We start from the raw sequence: 25,768 nt of genomic DNA, 5'->3' as shown, positions 1-25,768 counted from the left end.
CCCTCCCCCCTCCCCCCCCCCCCCCCCCCCCCCCCCCCCCCCCCCCCCCCCACCCCCCCCCCCCCCCCCCCCCCCCCCCCCCCCCCCCCCCCCGCTGCCGCTCGTTTGTGGCGTCCCGGTGACACGTGAGACAAATTTTTGGCACGCAGTGTCTTTACGACTGGCACTGCGTGCCATACCGTGACGGTAGTCCGGGCGGCCGGCGTACGGATATCCCGCGTACGCCGACTGTCCCCAAGGCCCGGACCCGCCTGCGTCACAGGTATCCCCGCGCCACCGCGCACATGGTCAGTTCCACCGCCGTACCCGCCGGACCGACGACGGCACCCCCAGCCATCCGCCCCTGCGTTCCCCCAGCGTCAACGCAGCAGCAGCACGCTTCGCCGGAGGTCAGACACCATGAAGGAAATCCTGGACGCGATCCTCGCGCCTGACAGTTCGGCCGCCGACTTCGCGGCCCTCCCGCTGCCGGAGTCCTACCGCGCCGTCACCGTCCGCAAGGACGAGGCCGAGATGTTCGCCGGACTCACCACCCGCGAGAAGGACCCCCGCACCTCGCTCCACCTCGACCAGGTCCCGCTGCCCGAACTCGGGCCCGGCGAGGCCCTGGTGGCGGTGATGGCCAGCTCGGTCAACTACAACTCGGTCTGGACCTCGATCTTCGAGCCGGTCTCGACCTTCTCCTTCCTCGAGCGCTACGGCAGGATGTCGCCGCTCGCCAAGCGGCACGACCTGCCGTACCACGTCATCGGCTCCGACCTGGCGGGCGTCGTGCTGCGCACCGGCGCCGGGGTCAACGCCTGGAAGCCCGGCGACCGGGTCGTCGCGCACTGCCTGAGCGTGGAGCTGGAGTCCGCCGACGGGCACAACGACACGATGCTCGACCCCGAGCAGCGGATCTGGGGCTTCGAGACCAACTTCGGCGGCCTCGCCGAGATCGCGCTGGTCAAGTCCAACCAGCTCATGCCCAAGCCGGAGCACCTCACGTGGGAGGAGGCCGCGGCGCCCGGACTGGTCAACTCCACGGCCTACCGCCAGCTCGTCTCGCGCAACGGCGCGGGCATGAAGCAGGGCGACAACGTGCTGATCTGGGGTGCGAGCGGCGGACTCGGCTCGTACGCCACGCAGTTCGCGCTGGCGGGCGGCGCCACCCCGATCTGTGTCGTCTCCAGCCCGCAGAAGGCGGACATCTGCCGGGCGATGGGCGCGGAGGCGATCATCGACCGCAGCGCCGAGGGCTACCGGTTCTGGAAGGACGAGCACCACCAGGACCCGCGCGAGTGGAAGCGGTTCGGCGCCCGGATCCGCGAACTGACCGGCGGCGAGGACGTCGACATCGTCTTCGAGCACCCCGGCCGCGAGACCTTCGGCGCCTCGGTCTACGTCACCCGCAAGGGCGGCACGATCGTCACCTGCGCGTCCACCAGCGGCTACACCCACGAGTACGACAACCGCTACCTGTGGATGAGCCTGAAGCGGATCGTCGGCTCGCACTTCGCCAACTACCGCGAGGCGTGGGAGGCCAACCGGCTGATCGCCAAGGGGAAGATCCACCCGACGCTGTCGCGGACGTACACGCTGGCCGAGACCGGGCAGGCGGCGTACGACGTGCACCGCAATCTCCACCAGGGCAAGGTCGGCGTCCTCGCGCTGGCCCCCGAGGAGGGCATGGGCGTCACCGACCCGGAGCTGCGCGCGAAGCACCTGCCCTCGATCAACCTGTTCCGCGACGCGACGTCCGGTGTCCCCGACTCCTTTGCCGGGGACGCCCGATGACAGGGCGTCAGAAGGACCGGCCCTGGCTGATGCGGACCTACGCGGGGCACTCGACCGCGGAGGCGTCCAACGAGCTGTACCGGCGCAATCTGGAGAAGGGCCAGACGGGCCTGTCCGTCGCCTTCGACCTGCCGACCCAGACCGGCTACGACTCGGACCACGTGCTGGCCCGCGGCGAGGTCGGCCGGGTCGGCGTGCCGATCGCCCATCTCGGCGACATGCGGCGGCTGTTCCAGGACATCCCGCTGGAGCGGATGAACACCTCGATGACCATCAACGCCACCGCCATGTGGCTGCTGGCGCTCTACCAGGTGGTCGCCGAGGAGCAAGGACTCGGCGAGGAGGGCCTCACCGCGCTCCAGGGCACGACGCAGAACGACATCGTCAAGGAGTACCTGTCACGGGGGACGCATGTCTTCCCGCCGGTCCCTTCGCTGCGGCTGACCACCGACATGATCACGTACACGGTCAACCACCTCCCCAAGTGGAACCCGATCAACATCTGCAGCTACCACCTCCAGGAGGCCGGGGCCACGCCGGTCCAGGAGATCGCCTACGCGATGTCCACGGCGATCGCCGTCCTGGACGCGGTCTTCGCCTCGGGGCAGGTCCCGGAGGAGCGCAGGGGCGATGTCGTCGCGCGGATCTCCTTCTTCGTGAACGCGGGCGTGCGCTTCGTCGAGGAGATGTGCAAGATGCGCGCCTTCGGCCGGATCTGGGACACCGTCACCCGCGAGCGGTACGGCATCGAGAACGCCAAACAGCGCCGCTTCCGCTACGGCGTGCAGGTCAACTCGCTCGGCCTGACCGAGGCGCAGCCGGAGAACAACGTCCAGCGGATCGTGCTGGAGATGCTGGCCGTCACGCTGTCCAAGGACGCCCGCGCCCGCGCGGTGCAACTCCCGGCGTGGAACGAGGCGTTGGGGCTGCCCCGGCCCTGGGACCAGCAGTGGAGCCTGCGCATCCAGCAGGTGCTGGCGCACGAGAGCGACCTGCTGGAGTACGAGGACATCTTCGACGGCAGCCATGTGATCGAGGCGAAGGTCGAGGAGCTGGTGGCGCTCGCCACCGCCGAGATCGAGCACATCCAGGAGCTGGGCGGCGCCATGGCGGCGGTCGAATCGGGCTATCTGAAGTCGGAGTTGGTGTCCTCGCACGCCGAGCGCCGGGCCCGGATCGAGTCCGGCGAGGAGAAGATCGTCGGCGTCAACGTCTACGAGTCCACCGAGACCAGTCCGCTGACCGCCGACCTCGGCACGGCCATCATGACCGTCGACCCGGCCAACGAGGCGCGGGTGGTGGCCGCGCTGCACGACTGGCGGGTGGCGCGTGACGAGGCGCGCGCGCAGGAGGCGCTGACCGCGCTGCGCTCGGCGGCGGCGGGCACCGACAATCTGATGCCCGCGACGCTGGACTGCGCGCGGGCGGGGGTGACGACCGGCGAGTGGTCGTGGGCGCTGCGCGATGTGTTCGGTGAGTTCCGGGCGCCGACCGGGGTCAGCGGCGCGCCGGTCGCGGTGGCCGCCGAGGAGGGCAGTCCGATGGCCGAGGTACGGCGCAAAGTCGCCGAGACGGCCAAGGAGTTGGGCGGCGGACGGCTGCGGCTGCTGGTCGGCAAGCCGGGTCTCGACGGGCACTCCAACGGCGCCGAGCAGATCGCCGTACGCGCCCGCGACGCCGGTTTCGAGGTGGTCTACCAGGGGATCAGGCTGACACCCGAGCAGATCGTGTCGGCGGCGGTGGCCGAGGACGTGCACTGCGTGGGTCTGTCGATCCTGTCCGGTTCGCACGCCGCTCTGGTGCCGGACGTGCTGGAGCGGCTGCGCGGGGCCGGGGTGGACGACATCCCGGTGGTCGTCGGCGGGATCATCCCCTCGGCGGACGCCAAGGCGCTGATCGAGGCCGGAGTGGCGGCCGTCTTCACCCCGAAGGACTTCGGAATCACCGGGATCATCGGCCGGATCGTGGACGAGATCCGGCTCGCGAACAAGCTGGAAAAGCTGGAGGTATGACGTGCAGTTCGGCCGCACTTACGAGGAGTTCGAGGTCGGTGCGATCTACAAGCACTGGCCGGGAAAGACCGTCACCGAGTACGACGACCACCTCTTCTGCCTCCTCACGATGAATCACCATCCGCTGCACATGGACGCCAACTACGCGGAGAAGACAACCGACTTCGGCCGCAATGTCGTCGTCGGCAACTACATCTACTCGCTCCTGCTCGGGATGTCGGTGCCCGATGTCTCGGGCAAGGCCATCGCCAATCTGGAGATCGAGTCGCTGAAGCACGTGGCGCCGACCTTCCACGGCGACACGGTCTACGGCGAGACGACGGTGCTCGACAAGCGCCCGTCGAAGTCGAAGAACGACCGCGGCATCGTCGAGGTGGAGACCCGGGGCTACAAGCAGGACGGCACCCTGGTCTGCGTCTTCCGCCGCAAGGTGCTGGTGCCGACCGCCACGTACATCAAGGAGCGCGGCGGGGAACAGCCCGGCCGTCCCGAGCTGGGAGAGAGCTGAGTCATGAGCCGCCTCGCGCAGACCGACGGGCTGACCGACGTCCAGAAGGAGATCCTCTCCACCGTCCGCTCCTTCGTGGACAAGGAGATCCTGCCGGTCGCCACGGAGTTGGAGCACCGCGACGAATATCCGACGGACATCGTCGAAGGGCTCAAGGAACTGGGCATCTTCGGCCTGATGATTCCCGAGGAGTACGGCGGCCTCGGCGAGTCGCTGCTGACGTACGCGCTGACGGTCGAGGAGATCGCGCGCGGCTGGATGAGCGTGTCCGGCATCATCAACACCCATTTCATCGTCGCCTACATGATCAAGCAGCACGGCACACAGGAGCAGAAGGACCATTTCCTGCCGCGTATGGCGGCGGGCGACGTGCGCGGCGCGTTCTCGATGTCGGAGCCGGAACTGGGCTCCGACGTGTCGGCGATCCGCACCAAGGGCGTACGCGACGGGGACGCGTACGTCGTCAACGGCCAGAAGATGTGGCTGACCAACGGCGGTTCTTCCCATCTGGTCGCGGTGCTGTGCAGGACCGACGAGGGGCAGGCGGAGGACGCGCCGCCGCACAAGTCGATGACGACCTTCCTGATCGAGAAGGAGCCCGGCTTCGGCGCCAACGCCTCGGTCCCCGGCCTCACCGTGCCAGGGAAGATCGACAAGATGGGCTACAAGGGCGTCGACACCACGGAACTGATCCTCCAGGACGTGAGGGTTCCGGCCGACCGGGTGCTCGGCGGACAGAGCGGCCGGGGTTTTTACCAGATGATGGACGGCGTCGAGGTCGGCCGGGTCAATGTGGCCGCGCGCGGCTGCGGTGTGGCACAGCGGGCGTTCGAACTGGGCATCGCCTACGCACAGCAACGGCACACGTTCGGCAAACCCATCGCACAGCACCAGGCGATCCAGTTCAAGCTCGCCGAGATGGCCACCAAGGTGGAGGCCGCGCACCGGATGATGGTCAACGCCGCACGTAAGAAGGATTCGGGCGAGCGCAACGACCTGGAGGCCGGGATGGCGAAGTACCTGGCCGCGGAGTTCTGCAAGGAAGTGGTGGAGGACGCGTTCCGCATCCACGGCGGCTACGGCTTCTCCAAGGAGTACGAGATCGAGCGGCTGTACCGGGAGGCGCCGATGCTGCTGATCGGCGAGGGGACCGCCGAGATCCAGAAAATGATCATCGGGCGGCGACTGCTGGAGGAGTATCGTCTCCAGGGATAACCGAAGGAAGAATGTCCGTATTTATTGACATTTACCCGAGGGGAAGGTCACACTGCGTGAGCCGTCGCGGCACGGGAACCAGCCATCGACTCGCCCTTGAGCTTGCCGAGTTGCCCGTGTCAACCGATACCATCGGGTTAAAGCCGCCGTCCCCAGAAGTAATTCGCGGCACCCTCCGCTACGAAGGTCTTCCATGCCCCACAGCCATTCCTCTGCACCACGCGACGGCCTTGTCGGCGTACGACTCGCGCGCGGAGCGTCGCCGTGGCTCCTCCCGACCGTCGCCACCGCGGCGGTAAGCCTTGTCCGCGCGCGCCGCTCAGGCCGCTGGGCGACGGTGGCCGTCCCCGCCACCGCGCTCGCCGCGGGCATGCTGTGGTTCTTCCGCGACCCCGAGCGCGAGATCGCCGAGGGCCGTGTGATCTGTCCCGCGGACGGTGTGGTGCAGAGCATCATGCCGTGGAAGGACGGGCGTACCCGCGTCGCGATCTTCATGAGCCCGCTGAACGTCCACGTGAACCGCGCGCCCCTCGCGGGCACGGTCACCTCCGTCGAGCACATCCCCGGCGGATACGTACCGGCGTTCAACAAGGAGAGCGAGAACAACGAGCGGGTGGTCTGGCACTTCGACACCGAGATCGGCGATGTGGAGATGGTGCAGATCGCCGGCGCGGTGGCGCGCAGGATCGTTCCGTACGTGCCGCGCGGCTGCAAGGTGGAACAGGGCGAGCGGATCGGCCTGATCCGGTTCGGCTCGCGGGTCGACGTGTACCTGCCGGAGGGCATCGAGCCCGACGTCGAGGTCGGGCAGACCACCACGGCTGGGGTGACTCGCCTTGACCGTGGTTGAACCCGACACGCAGGCAAAGGCCCACACTCACACTCCGGTGCAGGCGCAGTCGCACTGGGTCACCGAGCTGGAGGACGAGGTAGCCGACCTTCCGCTGTCCACCCGGCTGTCCATCGCCGACGCGCTCACTCTCGGTAACGCGATCTGTGGCTTCATGGCCGTGTACTTCACGACCACCGGAGTCCTGGTCCCGCACCTGATGGGCACCACCGTCGGCGGCATGTCCAAGCACAGCGCCGCCACCGCGGTGACGCTCATGCTGCTCGCGTCCGTCTTCGACCTCTTCGACGGGCTGGTCGCGCGCAAGCTGCGCAGCTCCGCGATGGGCGCCGAGCTGGACAATCTCTCCGACCTGATCAGCTTCGGCCTCGCGCCCGCCTACTTCGTCGTCGTCTGGGGTCTGGTCGCCGACGACGCCCACGGCAAGGTGTCGGCCGCCGCCGCGGTGATGGTCGTCCTGGCCGTGGTGCTGCGGCTCGCCCGCTTCTCCTGCACCACGATCAGGGACGGTGTCTTCCAGGGCATGCCCAGCCCCTTCGGGGCGATGACGGTCGTCTCCGTCGTCCTGCTGGAACTGCCCTTCATCCCCACCGTCGTCGCCATCGTCGGCGTCGCCTGGCTCATGGTGAGCCGCGTGGAGTACCCCAAGCCGCGCGGACGCCTCGCCGTCATCACCCTCGGCTGGATCCTCATCAGCATGGGCTGCCTGACCGCCTGGACCCTCGACGTCCCCGGCGGCCACCTGCTCCTCCAGACGGGCGCCGCCCTCCAGTGCGTGGCCGCGGCGGTCATCCCCTGCTTCGCGACCACGCGCCGCGTCAATACGATGCGGGCCAATCGCCGTGAGGCCAGGGCGGACGCTCTGCGCTGACATGTCTCCGGGGTGAGCCCCCGGTGCGCCGCTACGGCCCGCGGCCCCTCCGCTCTCGGCGGAGGGGCCGCAGTCGTTTCCGCACGCCTGCGCCTGGCGCTGGGGCTGGGGGGGCTGGCGCTGGGGCTAGGGGGCTGGCGCTGGGGCTGGCTAGGTCAGGAAGTCGCGGGCCAGCTCGGCGGAGAGCTGTTCCAGGAGCGGGCCGGCGTTGGGGATGGAGACGGCCGGGTCCGGTTCCAGGGACGAGAGCGGGTAGGCGCGGCGGATCCCGGCGGAGCCGAGGGCGCTGGGGCTGAGCGCGAGACGGCCGCAGACGGCGACGACGTCGATGCCACGGGCGCGGGCGGCCTGGGCGACGCCGACCGGCGCCTTGCCGTGCAGGGTCTGCTCGTCGAGGGAGCCCTCGCCGGTGATGACGAGGTCGACGCCGTCGAGGGCGGCCGCGAAGCCGAGGACGTCGAGCATGACCTCGATACCGGCCCGGAAGGTGGCGCCGAGGCCGACGAGGGCCCCGTAGCCGATGCCGCCCGCGGCGCCCGCGCCGGGGGCGTCGGCCGCCGCGGCGGCGGTCGGACCCTCGGCGAGGGCGAGGACGTCGACGTAGTGCCCGAGGGCGGCGTCGAGCGTGGCGACGTCGGCCTCGGAGGCGCCCTTCTGCGGCCCGTAGACGGCGGCGGCGCCCTTGGGCCCGAGCAGCGGGTTGTCGACGTCGCTGGCGAGGACGATCTCGGTGTCGACCAGCCGCGGGTCGAGCCCGGACAGGTCGGCGGTGGCGAGCGCGGCCAGCGGGCCGCCGCCGGGCGCGACGGGCGCGCCGTCGCGGTCCAGCAGCCGGGCGCCGAGCGCGCTGAGCATGCCCGCGCCGCCGTCGTTGGTGGCGCTGCCGCCGACGCCGAGCACGATGGTGCGGGCGCCCGCGTCGAGCGCGGCCTTCAGCAGCTCGCCGGTGCCGTACGTGGTCGCCGTGAGCGGCGCGAAGACGCCGGACGGCAGGTGCCGGAGGCCGGACGCCTCGGCCATCTCGACCACGGCGGTACGGTCACGCAGCGCGTACGAGGCGTCGACCGGCTCGCCCAGCGGTCCGATGACGCGTACCGTGCGCCGTTCGAAACCGCCGGTGACGGCGGCCTCGACGGTGCCGTCACCGCCGTCGGCGACCGGTACGGAGGTGACGGTCACACCGGGCGCGCCCTTGCGCAGCCCCGCCTCGACATGCGCGGCCACCTGCACCGCGGTCAGCGAGCCCTTGAACTTGTCCGCGGCGATCAGCACACGTCCCGTGGATCTTGTTGCAGCGTCGGACACTGTCGTACTCCCCATCCGAAAACGGAACATCGCGCCGGTGGGACCCTATCCCGGCCGGGCCCGCCTGCCCATGGGCACCGCGCTGTGTCACCGCGTGATCACCGGTTCGCGAGTCCGCCGCGCGGCCCGTGGTCGTAGGTTTGGCGGCATGACGACGACCGACTTCGCCACGTACATCGCAGGGCTGCCGAAGATCATTTCGGGAGCGAACACCCTCTTCAGGTCCGCCGACGGCCGGATCCTCATCGTCGAGCCGAACTACCGCGACGACGGGACCTGGACGCTGCCGGGCGGCACCATCGAGTCCGATCTGAACGAGACGCCGCGGCAGGCGGCCCGCCGGGAGAGCGCGGAGGAGATCGGTCTGGACATCGAGCCGGGCCCGCTGCTCGCCGTCGACTGGGTGACGGGGCCCGGCAGGCCGCCGCTGGCCAGCTACCTCTACGACGGCGGCGTGCTGGACGAGACGCGGCTGGCGGCGGTACGGCTCCAGGAGGAGGAACTGGACTCCTGGAAGCTGGTCCCGGCCGACGAGATCGACTCCTACTTCTCGCCGGGCGCCGCCCGCCGTGTCCACGCGGCCCTGGCCGCGCTCGCCGCGGGCGCCGGTCCTGTGGAGCTGGAGAACGGCCGCCGCGCGGGCGTCAACTGACGTCACGTCAACTGGCTGGGCAGCGGGGCCTGTTGGGGACATGGCCGAGGTCGGGGTCCGGGGCGGCGAGGCGAGTTCGCCTGCGGCGCATGTGCCGTCGAACCGTCCGGCTCGTGCCGCCGCGCGGTATATCCGTCGCCGGGTCCGCGACCCCGGACCTAGGATCCTGCCTCATGATCGAATCCACACGGCCAGCCGGGTCGGTCCCGCCGTCTGCCGCCGTGCTCGCGGCCTTCGGTGCGCCGGGGCGGCCGGTGCCGCTGCCGGGCGGGCAGGGGCAGACCTGGCGGGACGGCGAGGTGGTGCTCAAGCCGACCGGGCTCGCGGCCGAGACCGCGTGGCGGGCCGAGGTGCTGACCGCGCTGCCCGCGTCCCCGCACTTCCGGATCGCGCGGCCGGTCCGGGCGGCGAACGGCGGCTGGACGGCGGAGGGTTGGGAGGCGTGGCAGTACGTGGCCGGCCGGTCCGACCCGGGGCGGCCCGCCGATGTGCTGCGGACGGCCGCCGCCTTCCACGCTGCGCTCGCGGACGTACCGCGCCCCGGCTTCCTCGACACGCGCGAGGGCCCGTGGTCGTACGCGGCCCGGGTCGCCTGGGAGGAGTCGCCGCTGGACGACGGGGGCGACGGTGACGCCGAGGTGGCCGCGCTCATCGCCCAACTGGCCGCAGAACGCCGCCCGTTCGAGCCGTCCGGCGCACCGGCGCCGCAGGTCGTGCACGGCGACCTGCTGGGCAATGTGCTCTTCGCGGACGGCCTGCCGCCCGCGGTCATCGACTGGCCGCCGTACTGGTACCCCGCCGACTGGGCGGCGGCCGTCGTGGTGGTCGACGCGCTGCTCTGGTACGGGGCGGGGCCCGCGGTCCTCGCGCTCGGCCCCGCCGGGGACGGCTGTGTCCCCGACCCCGACGCGTGGGCCCAACTCCTCGTCCGCGCCCTGCTGTTCCGGCTGGTCACCGGCGCCGTGCTCGGCCCGGACGCGCAGCCGCGACCGTACGAGCGGGCGGCGGTCGCGGCCGTACGGGCGTATGTGGCCGCGGGCGGTCAGGGCTTGGGGATGTCGAAGAAGTAGGTCAGGCCGCCGGCCAGCCGGATGTCCCCCTGCACCTTCAGCTTCCGGGTGAAGAACAGCGCCGGGCCCGAGGCGTTGCCCGAGACCAGTTTGAGGAATTCCGGCGCGGCCATCGTGAGGGTGAGCTGCGGCGTACGTCCGGTGTCCTCGGCCGTGACCGCGCAGGCGCCGTTCGCGATGTGCGTCTCGTAGACGTCCGGTGCCTCGTCCCCCGCCGTGATCCGCCAGCGGATCAGGGCGTCGCGGCGGCCCGCCGACTCCGGCTTGAAGAGGGTGCCCATCCGGTGGAAGACCTCGTCCAGGACCCGTCGGCGCTGCGCTCCGTTCATGAACTCCGCGATCCGGCGGGCCGGAAGATCCCGTACGATCCGCGCGAATTCCTTCGGCTCGACCGTGCCGAAGTCGAGGAGTTCGAGGTCGATGTCGTCGAGCGCCGCCATGTCGGGCCTTCCTGACTCCAGAGTAAGTTTACTGGTGAGTAAGGATAGGTACGGCGCGGCACCGTGGCAAGGCGTCGCCTCGGGCACCGCACGGGCAGCGGAAATAGGCGCGCGGGGCCGCCCCGCCCTCCCGTACCGTCACGGCATGCATGCTGATCAGCCGCCGTTGCCCGAAGTCCTCGCCGCCGCGCCGGACGTTCCCGTGGTCGCCATGGCCCAAGCCCTTCGGGAGGTGCCCGGGGTGGTCGGGGTGCTGCTCGGGGGCAGCCGTGCGCGCGGGACGCACCGCGCGGACTCGGACTGGGACCTCGGCGTGTACTACCGGGGCGAGCCGGATGTGGCCGCGTTGGCCGCGCTCGCACGGGAGTTCACCGGGGAACCGGTGGAGGTGGCCGCGCCGGGCGGGTGGGGGCCGTGGGTCAACGCCGGGGCGTGGCTGCGCGTGGACGGGGTCGCCGTCGACTGGATCCTGCGGGACGTCGACCGCGTCCGGCGGGTGTGGCAGGACTGCCGCGAGGGCCGCTACGAGGTCGGTATCCAGCCGGGGCACCCGCTCGGTTTCTGGTCGCCCTGCTATCCGGGCGAGGTCGCCCTCGGGCACGTACTCGCCGACACCGACGGGGAGTTGGCGGCGCTCCGGGCCGAGACGCGGGTGTACCCCGAGGCGTTGCGGCGGGCGCTGGTCGAGGCCGCGTGGGAGGCGGAGTTCACGGTGGCCGCTGCCGCGAAGTCGGCCGTCAAGGGGGATCACGTGCACGTGTCCCTCTGCCTGTCGCGGGCCTTCGGTGTCCTCGCGCAGGCGTTGCACGCCTGGAACCGGGTGTGGTGCCTGAATGAGAAGGGGGCCTTCCCCGCGGCTGCGGTGCTTCCGGGGGCTCCCGCGGGGTTCGCCGACGAGGTCGGCGTTCTTCTCGGTCGCAGTGGGCTCTCGGCCGAGGAGCTTTCCGCCACCGTGGCCTCGGCGGCCCGCCTGGTCCGCGAGGCCCGCCGCGGCCTCCCCCTCCCCTGACCCGGACTGCGCGCCGGGCTGGCGCAGGGCCTGCTTTGAGCAGCGCGGGAATGCGCGCCGGGCTGGCGCAGGGCCTGTTCTTAGGGGCGCGGGGAACTGCGCGCCCAGCCACCAACGGTGGCGAGCTGTAAATACCGGCCCCAGCGGGGCAGTTGCTGTGTGTTTTTCGGGCTGAAAGCCCGGCGGTGGCTGGGCGCGCAGTTCCCCGCGCCCCTGAAAAGATCGGGGTGCCGCCCACAGCAGAGTGACCGCCCGGGCGCCGCGCCCCTGAAAAGATCGGGGTGCCGCCCTGGTTGAGAAACCGCCCCGGCGCCGCGCCCCTAAAGACGCGGGGTTAGCGGCGGGCGGCGCGGCGGAGGTGGTGGAGGACGGCGCGGGCGGCGTGGTGGCCGGGCATGCCGTGGACGCCGGGGCCGGGCGGGGTGGCCGAGGAGCAGAGGAAGAGGTTGGGGCGGATGGTGGTGTAGGGATTGGCGGCGAGGCGGGGCCGGATGACGGACTGGAGTCCGGAGTAGGCGCCGCAGGCGATGTCACCGCCGACATAGTTGGCGTTCCGGGCGGCGAGACCGGCGGGCCCGGTGACGGCGCGGGCGAGGACGAGGTCACGGAAACCCGGCGCGAAGCGCTCGATCTGGCGCTCGACGGCATCGGTGGCGTCCCCGTGCCAGTTGTGGGGGACGTGCCCGTAGGCCCAGAAGACGTGCTTGCCCTCGGGGGCGCGGGAGGGGTCGATCACGGACGGCTGGGCGGTGATGAGGAAGGGCGTCTGCGGCGGGCGGCCAGTCACGGCCCGGTTGAGGGCGTCGCCGATCTCGGTGTAGCTGGGCCCGATGTGCACGGTGCCCGCGCGCCGCGCGTCGGGGGACGTCCACGGCACCGGGCCGTCCAGCGCGTAGTCGATCTTGAAGACGGAGGCGCCGTAGCGGTAGCCGCGGTACGCGTCGCCGAGTCCGGCGATCCGGGCGAGCGCGGTCGGCGAGGTGTCGAAGACATAGGCGCGGGCGGGCGGCAGCTCGTCGAGCTTGCGGACGGTGACGCCGGTGCGGATGACGCCGCCCAGTTCGGTGAGGTGCCCGGCCAGCGCGTCGGAGATGGCCTGGGAGCCGCCGCGGGCGACCGGCCAGCCGTTCTCGTGCGCGGCGAGCGCGAACATCATCGCCATCGCCCCGGTGAACGGCTGCGTGAGCCGGGTAATCGCGTGCCCGGCGAGCCCGGCGATCAGCGCCCGCGCCTTGGGGTCGCGGAAGCGCTGGGCGAGGACGGCGGCGGGCGGCGTGCCGGTCAGGCCGAACCGGAGGAAGCGATACGGGTCACGCGGTATCCCGGCCCACTGCGGCCGGAAGAAGTCCGCGGCGAGGGTGTCCCAGTGACCGGTGTACGGCGCGAGCAGCCGCCGGTAGGTGCCCGCGTCGCGCGCGCCGAGCGAGGCCGCGGTCTCGCCGACCGTGCGGGCGAGAACGGCGGCGGTGCCGTCGGGGAACGGGTGCGCCATCGGGACTTCCGGCTGGAGCCACTCCAGGCCGTGCTCGGCGAGCGGCAGCGCGCCGAAGGCGGGCGAGCCGATGCCGAAGGGGTGCACGGCGGAGCAGGGGTCGTGCCGGAAGCCCGGCAGCGTCAGCTCCTCGGTGCGGGCGCCGCCGCCCACGGTGTCGGCGGCCTCGTAGATCTGCACGGAGAGCCCGGCGCGGGCCAACTCCACCGCCGCCGTCAGCCCGTTGGGACCCGCGCCGACGACGACGGCGTCGGCCACGACCGCGCGGCTCACCTTCCGGCCGCCATCAGCTCGGTGACCTGCCGTGCGGTGGCCTCGTCGCGGGCGAGGGTGAAGGGCAGTTCGTTGCCGCCGGGGATCGAGAAGGGCGCGCCGGACGCCGTACGGCTGACGCCGCCCGCCTCGGTGGCGAGCAGCAGTCCCGCCGCGTGGTCCCAGGGCGCTTCCCAGAAGAAGGCGACAGCGTCGATCGCGCCGCGGGCCACGTCCAGGTAGGCCAGGCCCGCGCAGGTGCAGGGGGTGCAGACCGCGCCCGAGGCGTCCAGCCGGGTCAGGGCGTCGCGTTCGTAGCCGGTGCGGTAGACCGGGTTGGAGGTGGACAGCCGCAGCGGCTCGCCCGCCTCGGGGGTGCGGGTGTGCAGCCGCTCGCCGTCCAGATGCGCGCCCCGGCCGCGCCGCGCGGTGGCGAACAGGCCGCGCTGCGGGGCGTACGTCCAGGAGGCGAGCGGTACGCCGTCGCGCACGAGGGCGACCAGGGTGGCGAAGCCGTCCTCGCCGCGGACGAAGGCGGAGGTGCCGTCGACCGGGTCGACCACCCACACCGGGTCGTCGCCGCCCAGCCGTTCCAGTACGCCGCTGTCGGCGCTCACCGCCTCCTCGCCGACCACGACGGAGCCGGGCAGCAGCGCGGTCAGCTCTTCGGTGAGCCGTTCCTCGGCGCGCCGGTCGGCGGTGGTGACCAGGTCGTACGGGCCGCTCTTGCGCGAGATGTCGTCGTCGCCGAGCCGCCGCCAGCGCGGCACCACCTCGGCGGCGACCACCGCTCTGATCACGTCTTCGACGGCGGCGAGCAGTGCGTCGTCCACGCCGTCGCCGACGCCGTCCGCGCCCGCCGCGTCACCCGATACCGCACCGACCTCATTGCCCATGCCGCCATCCAATCAGACCCGGGCGCCGCGCGGTTCCCGCCCTGTGGACAACGGCCGTCCTACGGGTGCGGGCAGCCGCGGCGCTGCCGCCGCGGGCCCGCTCCCCCAGGTCAGCCGCGCGCCGGGACCCGGCAGCGCGATTCAGCCCAGCACCGGGATGATGTGTTCGCCGTACGCGTCGATCGTCGCCTCCTTCGCGTCGTGCATGTCGTAGACCGCGAACTGGTCGACGCCCAGGTCCCGCAGGGCCCGCAGCTTGTCCAGGTGCCGGTCGACCGGGCCGATCAGGCAGAAGCGGTCCACGATCTCGTCGGGCACGAAGGCGGTGTCGGGGTTGCCCGAGCGGCCGTGGTACGCGTAGTCGTAGCCGTGCCGCTGGGCGATGTACTCGGTCAGTTCCTCCGGCACCAGGTCGGAGTGTTCGCCGTAACGGCTGACGAGGTCGGCGACGTGGTTGCCGACCATGCCGCCGAACCAGCGGCACTGTTCGCGGGCGTGCGCGAGGGCTTCGGGCGAGTCGTCGGCCGTGACGTAGGCGGGCGCGGCGACGCAGACGGTGACCGAGGCCGGGTCGCGGCCCGCCTTCTCGGCCGCGTCCCGTACCGCCTTCACCATCCATTCGGTGAGGTAGACGTCGGCGAGTTGCAGGATGAAGCCGTCGGCCTTCTCGCCGGTCAGCGCCAGCGCCTTCGGCCCGTACGCCGCCATCCAGACCGGCAGTTCGCCGTTCTCGACCCACGGCAGCCGCAGCGGTGTGCCGTCGACCACGGCCTCGCGGCCCTCGGCGAGGTCGCGGATGACGGTCATCGCCTCGCCGACCCGCGCGAGGGTGTTGGGCTTGCGCCCGGCGACCCGCATCGCCGAGTCGCCGCGGCCGATGCCGCAGACCGTGCGGTTGCCGTACATCGAGTTGAGGGTGGCGAAGGTGGAGGCGGTCACCTCCCAGGTGCGGGTGCCGGGGTTGGTGACCATCGTGCCGACCTTGAGCCGGTCGGTGTGGTCGAGGATGCGGCTGTGGATGACGAACGGCTCCTGCCACAGCACGGCGGAGTCGAAGGTCCAGCCGTACGTGAAGCCGTTGCGCTCGGCGCGGCGCATCAGGCCGACGACGTTCGAGGCGGGTGGATCGGTCTGCAGCACGAGGCCGAAGTCCATGGCGCCGCTCCTTCTGTGAGGCTGAGGGCTAGATCAGGTACTGACAGATGCCGCGCGGCGTGTACTGGCCGTGACCGGCCCGGCCCACGTACGACCGGTCCTCGATCACGGGCACCCCGCGGGACAGCACGGTCTCGACCCGGCCGGTCGTCCGCTTGCCCTCGTAGGCGGAGTAGTCGACGTTCATGTGGTGGGTCTCGGCGGACATGACCTGCTCGGCGTGCGGGTCGTAGATCACCACGTCGGCGTCGGCGCCCGGCGCGATGGTGCCCTTGCGCGGGTAGAGGCCGAACATCCGGGCCGGGGTGGCGCAGGCGATCTCGATCCAGCGGCGGCGGCTGATGTGCCCGTCCACGACGCCTTGGTGGAGGAGGTCCATGCGGTTCTCCACGCCGGGCATGCCGTTGGGGATCTTGGAGAAGTCGCCGACGCCCATGTCCTTCTGCCCGGTGAAGCAGAACGGGCAGTGGTCGGTGGAGACCACCTGGAGGTCGTTGGTGCGCAGGCCCTGCCAGAGCGCGGCCTGGTGCTCGCGGGGGCGCAGCGGCGTACTGCACACGTACTTGGCGCCCTCGAAGCCGGGTTCGGCGAGGTTGTCGGTGGACAGGAACAGGTACTGCGGACAGGTCTCGCCGAAGACGTTGAGGCCCAGGTCGCGGGCGGCGGTGAGTTCGGCGACGGCCTGCTGCGCGGAGACGTGCACGATGTAGAGCGGGGCGCCGGCGACGCGGGCGAGCTGGATGGCGCGGTGGGTGGCCTCGGCCTCCAGCAGGGCGTGCCTGACCTCGCCGTGGTAGCGCGGGTCGGTCTTCCCCGCTTCGAGGGCCTGCTGGACGAGGACGTCGATCGCGATGCCGTTCTCGGCGTGCATCATCGTCAGGCCGCCGTTGCCCGCGGCGCGCTGCATGGCGCGCAGGATCTGCCCGTCGTCGCTGTAGAAGACGCCGGGGTAGGCCATGAACATCTTGAAGCTGGTCACGCCCTCCTCGACCAGGATGTCCATCTCCTTGAGCGAGTGCTCGTTCACGTCGGAGACGATCATGTGGAAGGCGTAGTCGATCGCGCACTGCGCGTCGGCCTTGGCGTGCCAGGCGTCGAGCCCCGAGCGGAGCGACGCGCCGACGCCCTGGATGGCGAAGTCGACGATGGTGGTGGTGCCGCCCCAGGCGGCGGCGCGGGTGCCGGTCTCGAAGGTGTCGGAGGCGGTGGTGCCGCCGAACGGCATCTCCATGTGGGTGTGCCCGTCGACGCCGCCGGGGATGACGTATTTCCCGGTGGCGTCGATGACGGTGTCGGCGGTCCAGCCCGCCGCGGTGTCGCTGTCGTGGGCGGCGAGGGCGGCGATCCTGCCGCCCTCGATCAGGACGTCGGCGTGCATCTCGTCGGCGGCGGTGATGACGAGGCCGCCGCGGATCACGGTACGGGTCGCGGTCACTGCGCGGTCCCTCCTTCGGATTCGCCCGGTGCCTGGTCCGCGAGTTCGCTCTGCGCCTGTTTCAGGGCCGCCTCCAGCAGGTCGGCGCCTTCCTCGGCCTCGGCGACGGTGAGCGAGAGCGGCGGGGCGATCCGCAGGACGTTCCCCGCGAGGCCGCCCTTGCCGATCAGCAGTCCGTGCGCGCGGGCCGCTTCGAGGACGGCGGAGGCCGCCGCGGGGGACGGGGTGTCGGTGCCCGGCTCGACCAGTTCGACGCCGAGCATCAGGCCGCGTCCGCGCACCTCGCGGACGATGCCCAGGCCCGCGGAGACGGCGGTGAGGCGGGCCTTGAGCAGGCCGCCGACCCGGCGGGCGTTGCCCTGGAGGTCGTGGTCGAGGAGGTAGGTGAGATTCGCCAGCGCTCCCGCGGTGGTGATCGGGCTGCCGCCGAAGGTGGAGATGGAGTTGGCGTTCAGGCAGTTCATCACGTCGGCGCGGGCCACCACGCCGCCCATGGACATGCCGTTGCCGATGCCCTTGGCGAAGGTGAGGATGTCGGGCGCGCCGGAGCCGCTGTGCGCCTGCCAGCCCCAGAAGTTGTCGCCGGTACGGCCCCAGCCGGTCTGCACCTCGTCGGTGATCCACAGGATGCCGTGCCGGTCCAGGACCCGCTTGAAGGCGGCGAGCAGCCCGTCGGGGCCCGAGGTGAAGCCGCCGACGCCCTGGACGGGTTCGGCGATGAGCGCGGCGACCGTGCCGTTGGCCTGGCCGAGGATGTCCTCCAGGTCCGCGACGCACGCGGCGGTGAACTCGGCGTCCGTCAGATGCGCGTACGGCCCGCGGCTGCGCACCCCGCCGTGCACGTACAGCGTCTGGAGCGGGGACAGGCTGGTCGGCGACCAGGCACTGTTGCCGGTGATGCCGATCGAGGTGAAGGAGCGGCCGTGGTAGCTGTTGCGCAGCGCCAGCACCTGGTTGGAGCGGCGGTAGGCGGTGGCCAGCAGCAGGGCCGTGTCGTTGGCCTCGGTGCCGGAGGTGGTGAAGAAGACCCGGGCGTCGGGGATGCCGGACAGCCGGGCGATCCGCTCGGCCAGCTCCACGGCCTGGCGGCTGAGGTAGAGCGTCGAGGAGTGCAGGATCTTCCCGGCCTGCTCGGCGACGGCGGCGGTGACCTCGGGCAGCGCGTGCGCGGTCATCGTGGTGAGGATGCCGCCGAAGAAGTCCAGGTAGCGGTTGCCCTCGGCGTCCCAGACGTGGCGGCCCTCGCCGTGCGTCAGCTCGATCGGCCGGGCGTAGTACGTGGCCAGCCAGTCGGGCAGGACGGCGCGGTGGCGGGCGTGCAGCGCGGCGTGCGCGCTCTCGGTCGCGGTGGCCATCGCTCAGCCCTCCGTCAGGTCGCCGTAGGCGTCGGGCCTGCGGTCGCGGTAGAAGGCCCAGGTCTGCCGGACCTCGTCGATCAGGTCCAGGTCCAGGTCGCGGACCAGCAGTTCCTCCTTGGTGTCGGAGGCGGTGCCCTCCACGAACTGGCCGCGCGGGTCGACGAAGTAGCTGGTGCCGTAGAAGTCGTTGTCGCCGTACTCCTCGCGGCCGACCCGGTTGATCGCGGCGATGAAGTACTCGTTGGCGACGGCCGCCGCGGGCTGCTCCAGCTTCCACAGGTACGCCGACAGGCCGCGGCTGGTGGCCGACGGGTTGTAGACGATCTGGGCGCCCGCGAGGCCCAGGGCGCGCCAGCCCTCGGGGAAGTGGCGGTCGTAGCAGATGTAGACGCCGATCCGGCCGACGGCGGTCTCGAAGACCGGCCAGCCGAGGTTGCCCGGCTTGAAGTAGTACTTCTCCCAGAAGCCGTTGACCTGCGGGATGTGGTGCTTGCGGTACTTGCCGAGGACGGTGCCGTCCGCGTCGATCACGGCCGCGGTGTTGTAGTAGACGCCGGGCTGCTCGATCTCGAAGACCGGCACGACGATGACCATGCCGGTCTCGCGGGCCAGCGCCCGCATCCGCTGGACGGTCGGCCCGTCGGGGACGGGCTCCGCCCACCGGTAGTGCTCGGCCTCCTGGACCTGGCAGAAGTAGGGGGCGTTGAACACCTCCTGGAAGCCGATCACCTTCGCGCCCTGCGCGGCGGCGGCCCGGGCGTGTTCCTCGTGCTTCGCGATCATCGATTCCGTATCGCCGGTCCAGGTGGCCTGGACGAGCGCGGCACGCACGACATTGCTCATGAGCAGCTCCTCAGACGTGGCAGCTTCACGCCGGTAGTCCCGTTCTACGCCCGTAGATCCCAGCCGTGGGGAAGAACGTAGAAGCGCCCTACCCACTGTGGCAAGACCGCTACCGTTACCGGGCGAAGACGATCACGTTTCCCCCTCGGGGAACCCGTTCGGCGGCGCGCGCCCGCGTCAGCCGCCGGGCAGGCCCGCCCGGCGCAGGGCGGCCACGATGTCGCGGCGGCGGGACTTGGAGACGGCTTCCGCGGCGTCCAGGACGGGAACGGCCAGGCCGGGGCGGGCTCTGACCACGGCGGCGGCGTCCTCGGGCGGACGCGCCCGGGCGAGCGTCCGCAGGAGTTCGCCCGCCTCCTCGTGGCGCCCCGCGTCGGCCAGGTCGCCCGCGATCGTGGCCAGGTCGGCGGGCGGGCGCGACGCGGCCTGGTGCAGGAGCGTGCGGCAGTCGCCGGTACGGCCCGCGGCGGCCAGTTCAGAGGCGGCGGCGGCCAGCGGGGCGCCGGGCAGCGCGGCGACCTCCCAGAGCAGGGTGGCCACATCGGCGGCCAGTTCGGTGCGCTCCAACTCCCTGAGCAGGTAGGGCAGTCGGGGCGCCGGGCCTTCCGCCGCCTCGCAGATGACGACGTAGGCGGCGCCGCTCTGCCCGGTACGGCGCAGCTCGCCGAGGCGCGCGGCCTCCTGCCGCGCCTCGGCCAGCCAGCGCGGGTCGAGGGTGGGCCGCGCCTGGCGCGGTTCCGCGCTCTCCGGAGCGCCGGCGAAGCGCGCGCCGCGCGGGGTGGCGCGTACAGGTCCCTGGGCGGTCTCCGCCTGCGGGGCCGGGGCGGCGGGCGCGCCCGCGAAACGCGCGCCGCGCGGCACCGACCGCTCCAGGGGCGTTTCCTCGGCGCCCGCCGCCTCCTCGAAGGCCCCGGCGAAGCGTGCGCCGCGCGGGCGGGAGGCGCCCTTGGTGCGCGCGCCGGTCGCCTTGGCGGGCCGCGGTCGCGCGGCTTCCTCGGGGCGGGGGTCGCGGGCCCAGGAGGCGGTACGGGCGGTGGGCGCGGCGGGGTCGCGCTCGGGGGGCGAGGAGGGCTGGGCGGCGGGATGCCGCTCGGCGGGCGGGGAGAGCTGGGCGGCGGGATGCCGCTCGGCGGGCGGGGAGAGCTGGGCGGCGGGATGCCGCTCGGCGGCCGGGGAGAGCTGGGCGGCGGAATGGCGCTCGGCGGGCTGGGCGGCGGGATGCCGCTCGGGCGTCTGGCGGAACCAGTCGGCGGCCGGGGGCGCGGCGAAGGCGGCCAGCCGGGCGCGGAGTTCGTCGCAGCGGGCGGCGGCCCGCTCACGGTCGTCGCGGGCCCAGGCGAGGATGTTGGCGAGCCGGGCGGTGGCGGCTCCCGCCGGGTCGGCGGGGGCCTGGTCGAGGGCGCGGGCCGCCTCGCGCTCGCGCAGCAGCGCCATGTCACGGGCCCGCGAGGTCACTTCGAGCCGGAGGCGGAGCGCGCTCTCCGCGCCGGGCGCGGCGTCCCACTCCGCGACGGCGGCGCGGTGCAGGACCCGGGCACGGGACACCTCCGCCTCGTCGAGCGGCGCCCGGACGGCGGCGGCCAGATCGTGCAGGACGGCCCCGACGACGTCCCAGGGCGGTATGTCCGCGCCGCCCTCGTAGGCGTGCGCGGCCTCCGGCTCACGCCCCGCGAACACCCCGTACCAGCCGGGACGGTCCCCGAGCGCCGCCACCATCGACCGGAAGTAGAACGTGAACTCCGTTGCCGCACCGGCCAGTTCCGTTGTCATCACACCCTCGCATCCGCCGCCCCCGCTCCCCGCGCCCGGTGGGCATTCGACACCCACGGTGTTACGGCGCTGCTACGGGGAGTTTTCAACGGCGGACGATTTCGACAGTCAAACTTGCAAGTTTTCCTGTCGAGGTCGTACGGTGCAACCATGCCCACTCAGGACCAGGCGCGGGTCGCCGACGAGCTGACCACGGTGATCGCGCAGCTCCAGCGCCGGTTGCGCACCGCGTCGGCCTCGGCGCAGGGCGCGCTCACGCCCTCGCAGGTCTCGGTGCTGGGGCGGATCGGCAGCGAGGGTCCGGCGACCACCGCCGCCCTGGCCCGCGCCGAGATCGTCCGGCCGCAGTCCATGCGGATGACGCTCGCGGCCCTGGAGGAACGCGGCCTCGTCGCCCGCTCGCCGCACCCCACCGACGGGCGTCAGGTCGTCTTCTCCCTCACCGAGGCAGGGGTCCGGCTGCGCGGCACCGGCCGCCGGGCCCGGCGCGGCTGGCTCGCCGAGGCGATCGGCACCCAGTTGTCCGCCGAGGACCAGCGGCGGCTGACCGAGGCGCTCGGCATCCTCCAGCGCCTGGTCAAGGCGTGACCGCACAGCCACGACCCCGCGACCCGAACAGCACGGCAACACCGTTCACCGCACAGGGAGTTACCCGCATGACCGCCACGACGATCGACCCCCGCACCGCCCTTGTCGTCATCGACCTCCAGCGCGGCATCGTCGCGCTGCCCACCGCGCACCCGGCCCGGGAGATCGTCGCGCGCGCCGCGAAGCTGGCCGCCGCCTTCCGCGAGCGCGGGCTGCCGGTCGTGCTGGTGAACGTAGCCGGGGGCCCGCCAGGACGCAACGAGGGCCCGGCCATGAGCGGTTCGCTGCCCGCCGACTGGACGGAGCTGGTGGACGAACTGGATGTCCAGGACGGCGACATCAGGATCACCAAGCTCCAGTGGGGCGCCTTCCACGGCACCGCGCTCGACCTGGAGCTGCGCCGCCGCGGGGTCACGCAGATCGTGCTGGCCGGCATATCGACCAGCATCGGCGTCGAGTCCACCGCCCGCGCGGCGCACGAACACGGCTACCACGTGACGGTCGCCGCCGACGCGGTGACCGACACCGACGCCGAGTCCCACGCGCACGCGTTCGCCAAGATCTTCCCGCGGCTGGCCGAGACGGCGGGCACGGACGAGATCATCGCCCTGCTGCCCGCCGTCCCGGCCGCCTGAGCGGAGTAGCCGCGTCGAGGCAGGTCAGCGCGTGGGAACCACCACCAGCGCCGAGCCGCCGCCGCGCCGTACCGGCTCCGCCGCGGCCAACCACCGGCCGTCGGAGAGCCGTTGCACACCGGTGGCGGCGCCGATCTCCGGATTCTGCGTGAAGTGCTGCCCGAGGGCTTCGAGTTGGGCCTTGAGCGGGCTGTTCCACAGGGCCGGTTCGAGTTCGGTCGCCGCCGCGTTGCGCTGGCTGGCGCGCGGCGCGGCGATGGCGTCCACCAACGGCAGGCCCCGGTCGACGTGTTCGGTGAGCACCTGGAGCACGGTGGTGATGATGGTCGCGCCGCCGGGCGAGCCGACCGCGAAGTCCACCCGGCCGTTCTTCAGCACGATCGTCGGCGAGATCGACGAGCGGGGCCGCTTGCCGGGCCCCGGCAGGTTCGGGTCGTGCACGGCCGGGCTTGCGGGCACGAAGGAGAAGTCCGTCAGCTCGTTGTTGAGCAGGAAGCCGCGGCCCGGGACCGTGATCGCGCTGCCGCCGGTCTGCTCGATGGTGAGGGTGTAGGCGACGACGTTGCCCCACTTGTCGGCCACCGTCAGGTGCGTGGTGTTCTCGCCCTCGTAGGTGGTCGGCGCGGCCTTGCCGGTGGCGGCGCACGGGGTGGGGTGCGCCGGGTCGCCGGGCGGGAGCGGGCTGGTGAGCGTCGTGTCCTCCTTGATCAGGCAGGCCCGCGAGGCGGCGAAGCCCTTGGAGAGCAGCCCCGCGGTCGGCACCTGCTCGAACGCCGGGTCGCCGACCCAGCGGCCCCGGTCGGCGAAGGCGATCCGGCTGGCCTCGATGTAGTGGTGCAGATACTGCGCCTGGCCGGCGTGCGCCAGGTCGGTGTGCTCCAGGATGTTCAGCGCCTCGGCCACCGTGGTCCCGCCGGACGACGAGGGCGCGGGCCCGTACACGTCGAGGCCGCGGTAGGTCGTGTGCGTCGGCGCCTGGGTCTTGGCGTGGTAGGCGGCAAGATCCGCGGCGGTCAGGTCACCGGTGCGCACCACGCGGGTGGACGCCGGGTCGACCGGGGGTTTGCGTACGGTCCTGACGATGTCCGCGCCGATGTCGCCGCGGTAGATCGCGTTGATCCCCTTGCGACCCAACTCCTTGTACGTGGCAGCCAGTTGGGGGTTGCGCAGGGTGGAGCCGACCGCCGGGGGCTGTCCGCCGGGCAGGAAGAGCGCGGCGGTGGCGGGGAAGTCCTTGAAACGGTCCTGGTTCGCCGCGGTCTGGGAGTTGAAGGTCGCGTCCACGGTGAAGCCGTCGCGGGCGATCCGCTCCGCGGGCTTGAGGACGTCGCCGAGCGAGCGGCTCCCCCAGGAGTCCAGGGCGGTCTGCCAGGTGGCGGCGGTGCCGGGCACGCCGACACTGCGCCCGCTGGTGACCGCGTCGGCGAAGGCGAGCGGCTGGCCGTTCTCGACGAAGAGCTGGTCGGTGGCGCTGCGCGGGGCGGTCTCGCGGCCGTCGATGGTGGAGACCTTGTGCTGCCGCGCGTCGTAGTAGACGAAGTAGCCGCCTCCGCCGATGCCCGAGGAGTACGGCTCGGTCACGCCGAGGGCGGCGGCGGTGGCGACGGCCGCGTCCACGGCGTTGCCGCCGCGCCGCAGCACCTCGATGCCGGCGGCCGACGCGTCGGCGTCCACGCTGGCGACCGCTCCCCCGTAGCCGACGGCCAGCGGGGTCTTGGCCGTGGAGCCGGGCGGATGCGCGGGGCCGCCGTGCCGGGCGGGCGCCGCGGCGGTGACCGCCGCCACCGCCGCGGTGACGGCGAGCGCGGCGACCGCGCGGACGGCGGTCCTGCGGACGCGGGACCCGCGGACGGCCGTACGGGATGCGCGTTGACCGCCGCCCGGACCGCCGTCCGGACCGCCGTCCGGTCCGCTGTCAGAACGCGTGCCCGCGGCCCTGCCCCGGGCGCCGCCGGGGCTGCCGCCCGGGCCGCTACGGAGACCGGTGTCGCCACCACTGCTGTCACTTGTGCGTCGCATTGCGGAGTCCTCCACTCAACGGGCGTCCCGGAAGCGTAACTTCACCTCTCCTGTCCCGTCAGGACCGCGTATCCCCGCGGTGGGTCGAACACCGCTACGATGCCGCGCCATGAGCGACGACCTCCGCAATCTCGTCCTGGGCCTGGTGGCCCTCGCCATCGGCGCCGCCCTGGGCTGGTTCGCGCGCACCTACTTGCTCAGCCGCAGGCTCCAGCGCAAGCAGCGCTTCTTCGGCCTGCCGAAGGACTCCGAGTGCCTGCTGGTGGTGCCGCGCGACCCCGGCTCGCGGGGCTGGAGCCTGGCCAGGCACGACGCCTTCGCGCTGCTGGAGCTGGCCGCGGTGATCAAGGAGTGCGGGGCGCACGCCGAGGTGCTGGCGCACGACACGGCCTGGCAGGGCTTCGGCGCGCGCACCGAATTCTGCATAGGCGGCCCGGCCGCCAACCTCCGGCTGGCCGCGCATCTGCGCTCGATGCTGCCGGGCGTCGAGATCGACACCGACCCGGCGCCGGGGCCCGAGCAGGGCGCGATCAGCGTCGGCGGCGAGACGTACCTGATGGAGAAGGGCGCCGTCGAGTACGTGCTGCTGGCCCGGCTGGCCGCCGCCCGCGACTCGGGCAACGACCGCCCGGTCTTCCTCTCCTCCGGCCAGCGCGGCATCGCCAACCAGGCCGCCGTCCGCTATCTGGCCAGGCACCAGGTGCGGCTGGCCCGCAAGCACGGCGCCGACGCGACCTTCTGCCTGCTGCTGAAGGTGGTCAATTCGCAGGCGTACGGCTCCGACGTGGTGGAGCTGGTCGCGGACGTCACCAAGGCCGCGACGACGGCGCCGAAGGCGCCCAAGGGCGGCAAGGTCATCCCGCCAGACCGATCACCAGCCACATGAGGGACGCTCCGCCGACCGTGCACAGCAGCGTCGAGGTCGACGGGTGCGGGCTGTGCGCCTCGGGGAGGATGTCCGAGGTCGCCAGGTAGAGCAGGAAACCGGCGAAGAAGCCGAGGTAGAGGCCGAGGACACCGGCCGGGATGGTGAAGGCGAGAGTGACCGCGGCGCCCGCCACCGGCGCCAACGCGTCGGCGCCGAGCAGCAGCCGCGCCCTGCTGTGGTCGTTGCCGTACATCCGGGTGATCGTGTACGTGTTGAAGCCGTCCGCGAAGTCGTGCGAGACGACCGCGATGGCCACCACGATGCCGACGGTGCTGCCCGCCTGGAAGGCCGCGCCGATCGCGAAGCCGTCCATGACGCTGTGCCCGACGAGCGCGGCGCCCGCGGTGAGGCCGATGCCCTTGACCGGGGCGTGGGCGTGCCCGTGGCCGTGCGCGTGCGGCGCGTACTCGCCCTCGTGCGCCCGGTGGATCGCCACCGAGCGCTCGACGATGTGCAGGGCCAGGAAGCCGGCGACGAACATCAGCAGCGCGGCGGGGACGCCGAAGACGTCCCGCGGCTGCATGTCCAGCGCCTCGGGCAGCAGGTCGAAGCCGACGACGCCCAGCATCAGACCGGCAGCGAGGCCGAGGACGAGGTGCCTGCGGTCGCCGATGCGCTGGGCGACGAACCCGCCCACCAAGGTCATCGCGAACGCGCACGCGGCTATCAGGACCGGCATGAGGTCATGA

The 25,768-nt window shown here is 72.3% G+C and carries 23 protein-coding genes; 12 read left to right on the top strand and 11 right to left on the bottom strand.

Annotation, left to right across the window (positions count from 1 at the left end; all coding sequences use genetic code 11):
* The first annotated feature begins 399 nt into the window (after window positions 1-399).
* From ccrA to pssA, 6 genes are all read left to right on the top strand, one after another.
* Entirely contained in the window at window positions 400-1,776 is a 1,377-nt protein-coding gene (gene ccrA / locus ACZ4EF_RS10275) for a crotonyl-CoA carboxylase/reductase (protein ID WP_467503808.1), read from the top strand.
* Window positions 1,773-3,788 carry a protein meaA gene (locus ACZ4EF_RS10270; RefSeq protein ID WP_467503806.1) on the top strand — a complete coding sequence of 672 codons (2,016 nt, stop codon included), beginning with the start codon at window positions 1,773-1,775 and terminating at the stop codon, window positions 3,786-3,788. Before ccrA ends, ACZ4EF_RS10270 begins: the two co-directional genes overlap by 4 nt.
* 1 nt (window position 3,789) lies before the next feature.
* Entirely contained in the window at window positions 3,790-4,296 is a 507-nt protein-coding gene (locus tag ACZ4EF_RS10265) for a MaoC family dehydratase (RefSeq protein WP_355339138.1), read from the top strand.
* Between the two features lie 3 nt (window positions 4,297-4,299).
* Window positions 4,300-5,511 (top strand): acyl-CoA dehydrogenase family protein, encoded by a 1,212-nt coding sequence (locus ACZ4EF_RS10260; protein WP_355339135.1) that lies wholly within the window; start codon window positions 4,300-4,302, stop codon window positions 5,509-5,511.
* A gap of 193 nt (window positions 5,512-5,704) precedes the next feature.
* Window positions 5,705-6,361: a phosphatidylserine decarboxylase gene (locus tag ACZ4EF_RS10255; protein WP_355339132.1), complete on the top strand. Its 657-nt coding sequence runs from the start codon at window positions 5,705-5,707 to the stop codon at window positions 6,359-6,361.
* Entirely contained in the window at window positions 6,348-7,232 is an 885-nt protein-coding gene (pssA, locus tag ACZ4EF_RS10250) for a CDP-diacylglycerol--serine O-phosphatidyltransferase (RefSeq protein WP_391049537.1), read from the top strand. Before ACZ4EF_RS10255 ends, pssA begins: the two co-directional genes overlap by 14 nt.
* 150 nt (window positions 7,233-7,382) lie before the next feature.
* Here pssA and ACZ4EF_RS10245 read toward each other — a convergent pair whose 3' ends face one another.
* On the bottom strand, window positions 7,383-8,552 hold the full coding sequence (locus tag ACZ4EF_RS10245; RefSeq protein ID WP_467503803.1) for a glycerate kinase: 1,170 nt from the start codon (window positions 8,550-8,552) through the stop codon (window positions 7,383-7,385).
* 133 nt (window positions 8,553-8,685) lie between these two features.
* Between ACZ4EF_RS10245 and ACZ4EF_RS10240 the strand changes: the two genes are divergently transcribed.
* Both ACZ4EF_RS10240 and ACZ4EF_RS10235 read left to right on the top strand, forming a co-directional pair.
* Window positions 8,686-9,189, top strand: a complete 504-nt coding sequence (locus ACZ4EF_RS10240; protein WP_355339123.1) for an NUDIX hydrolase — start codon at window positions 8,686-8,688, stop codon at window positions 9,187-9,189.
* 173 nt (window positions 9,190-9,362) lie between these two features.
* On the top strand, window positions 9,363-10,259 hold the full coding sequence (locus ACZ4EF_RS10235) for an aminoglycoside phosphotransferase (protein WP_467503801.1): 897 nt from the start codon (window positions 9,363-9,365) through the stop codon (window positions 10,257-10,259).
* Here the strand turns inward: ACZ4EF_RS10235 and ACZ4EF_RS10230 are convergent.
* Window positions 10,232-10,699, bottom strand: a complete 468-nt coding sequence (locus ACZ4EF_RS10230; protein ID WP_355339117.1) for an SCP2 sterol-binding domain-containing protein — start codon at window positions 10,697-10,699, stop codon at window positions 10,232-10,234. The genes ACZ4EF_RS10235 and ACZ4EF_RS10230 overlap by 28 nt on opposite strands.
* A 145-nt stretch (window positions 10,700-10,844) precedes the next feature.
* On the opposite strand from ACZ4EF_RS10230, the gene ACZ4EF_RS10225 reads away from it, so the two are divergent.
* Window positions 10,845-11,708, top strand: a complete 864-nt coding sequence (locus ACZ4EF_RS10225; protein WP_401856020.1) for a nucleotidyltransferase domain-containing protein — start codon at window positions 10,845-10,847, stop codon at window positions 11,706-11,708.
* A 334-nt stretch (window positions 11,709-12,042) separates the two neighbouring features.
* Here ACZ4EF_RS10225 and ACZ4EF_RS10220 read toward each other — a convergent pair whose 3' ends face one another.
* The 7 genes from ACZ4EF_RS10220 to ACZ4EF_RS10190 form a co-directional block, all read right to left on the bottom strand.
* Window positions 12,043-13,458 (bottom strand): phytoene desaturase family protein, encoded by a 1,416-nt coding sequence (locus ACZ4EF_RS10220; protein ID WP_391163766.1) that lies wholly within the window; start codon window positions 13,456-13,458, stop codon window positions 12,043-12,045.
* A gap of 11 nt (window positions 13,459-13,469) precedes the next feature.
* On the bottom strand, window positions 13,470-14,348 hold the full coding sequence (locus tag ACZ4EF_RS10215) for an inositol monophosphatase family protein (protein WP_355339114.1): 879 nt from the start codon (window positions 14,346-14,348) through the stop codon (window positions 13,470-13,472).
* Window positions 14,349-14,489: 141 nt separating this feature from the next.
* Window positions 14,490-15,503, bottom strand: a complete 1,014-nt coding sequence (locus ACZ4EF_RS10210; protein ID WP_467503798.1) for a TIGR03842 family LLM class F420-dependent oxidoreductase — start codon at window positions 15,501-15,503, stop codon at window positions 14,490-14,492.
* Window positions 15,504-15,531: 28 nt separating this feature from the next.
* Window positions 15,532-16,938 (bottom strand): dihydropyrimidinase, encoded by a 1,407-nt coding sequence (gene hydA / locus ACZ4EF_RS10205; RefSeq protein WP_355339110.1) that lies wholly within the window; start codon window positions 16,936-16,938, stop codon window positions 15,532-15,534.
* Window positions 16,935-18,293 carry an aspartate aminotransferase family protein gene (locus ACZ4EF_RS10200; RefSeq protein ID WP_355339107.1) on the bottom strand — a complete coding sequence of 453 codons (1,359 nt, stop codon included), beginning with the start codon at window positions 18,291-18,293 and terminating at the stop codon, window positions 16,935-16,937. Before ACZ4EF_RS10200 ends, hydA begins: the two co-directional genes overlap by 4 nt.
* Window positions 18,294-18,296: 3 nt before the next feature.
* Entirely contained in the window at window positions 18,297-19,139 is an 843-nt protein-coding gene (locus ACZ4EF_RS10195; protein WP_355339104.1) for a nitrilase-related carbon-nitrogen hydrolase, read from the bottom strand.
* A 177-nt stretch (window positions 19,140-19,316) separates the two neighbouring features.
* On the bottom strand, window positions 19,317-20,909 hold the full coding sequence (locus tag ACZ4EF_RS10190; RefSeq protein ID WP_467503796.1) for a hypothetical protein: 1,593 nt from the start codon (window positions 20,907-20,909) through the stop codon (window positions 19,317-19,319).
* Between the two features lie 150 nt (window positions 20,910-21,059).
* Here ACZ4EF_RS10190 and ACZ4EF_RS10185 point away from each other — a divergent pair, with 150 nt between their 5' ends.
* A complete protein-coding gene (locus ACZ4EF_RS10185) occupies window positions 21,060-21,497 on the top strand; it encodes a MarR family winged helix-turn-helix transcriptional regulator (protein WP_401719524.1) in 438 nt (145 codons plus the stop codon).
* A gap of 68 nt (window positions 21,498-21,565) precedes the next feature.
* Window positions 21,566-22,132, top strand: coding sequence for an isochorismatase family protein (locus ACZ4EF_RS10180; RefSeq protein ID WP_391163632.1), 567 nt, complete (start codon window positions 21,566-21,568; stop codon window positions 22,130-22,132).
* Window positions 22,133-22,156: 24 nt separating this feature from the next.
* On the opposite strand, the gene ggt is transcribed toward ACZ4EF_RS10180, so the two are convergent.
* The gene (ggt, locus tag ACZ4EF_RS10175) at window positions 22,157-24,151 is read right to left on the bottom strand and encodes a gamma-glutamyltransferase (protein WP_467503793.1); all 1,995 of its coding nucleotides are present in this window, start codon (window positions 24,149-24,151) and stop codon (window positions 22,157-22,159) included.
* Between the two features lie 109 nt (window positions 24,152-24,260).
* Here ggt and ACZ4EF_RS10170 point away from each other — a divergent pair, with 109 nt between their 5' ends.
* A complete protein-coding gene (locus tag ACZ4EF_RS10170) occupies window positions 24,261-25,037 on the top strand; it encodes a hypothetical protein (RefSeq protein WP_391049520.1) in 777 nt (258 codons plus the stop codon).
* On the opposite strand, the gene ACZ4EF_RS10165 is transcribed toward ACZ4EF_RS10170, so the two are convergent.
* On the bottom strand, window positions 25,006-25,758 hold the full coding sequence (locus ACZ4EF_RS10165) for a ZIP family metal transporter (protein WP_355339086.1): 753 nt from the start codon (window positions 25,756-25,758) through the stop codon (window positions 25,006-25,008). The two genes, ACZ4EF_RS10170 and ACZ4EF_RS10165, sit on opposite strands and share 32 nt — an antisense overlap.
* Window positions 25,759-25,768: the final 10 nt, after the last annotated feature.

The sequence above is a fragment of the Streptomyces sp. NPDC025721 genome (genome assembly GCF_055558595.1).
This window is presented reverse-complemented; position numbering and strand designations above follow the sequence as displayed.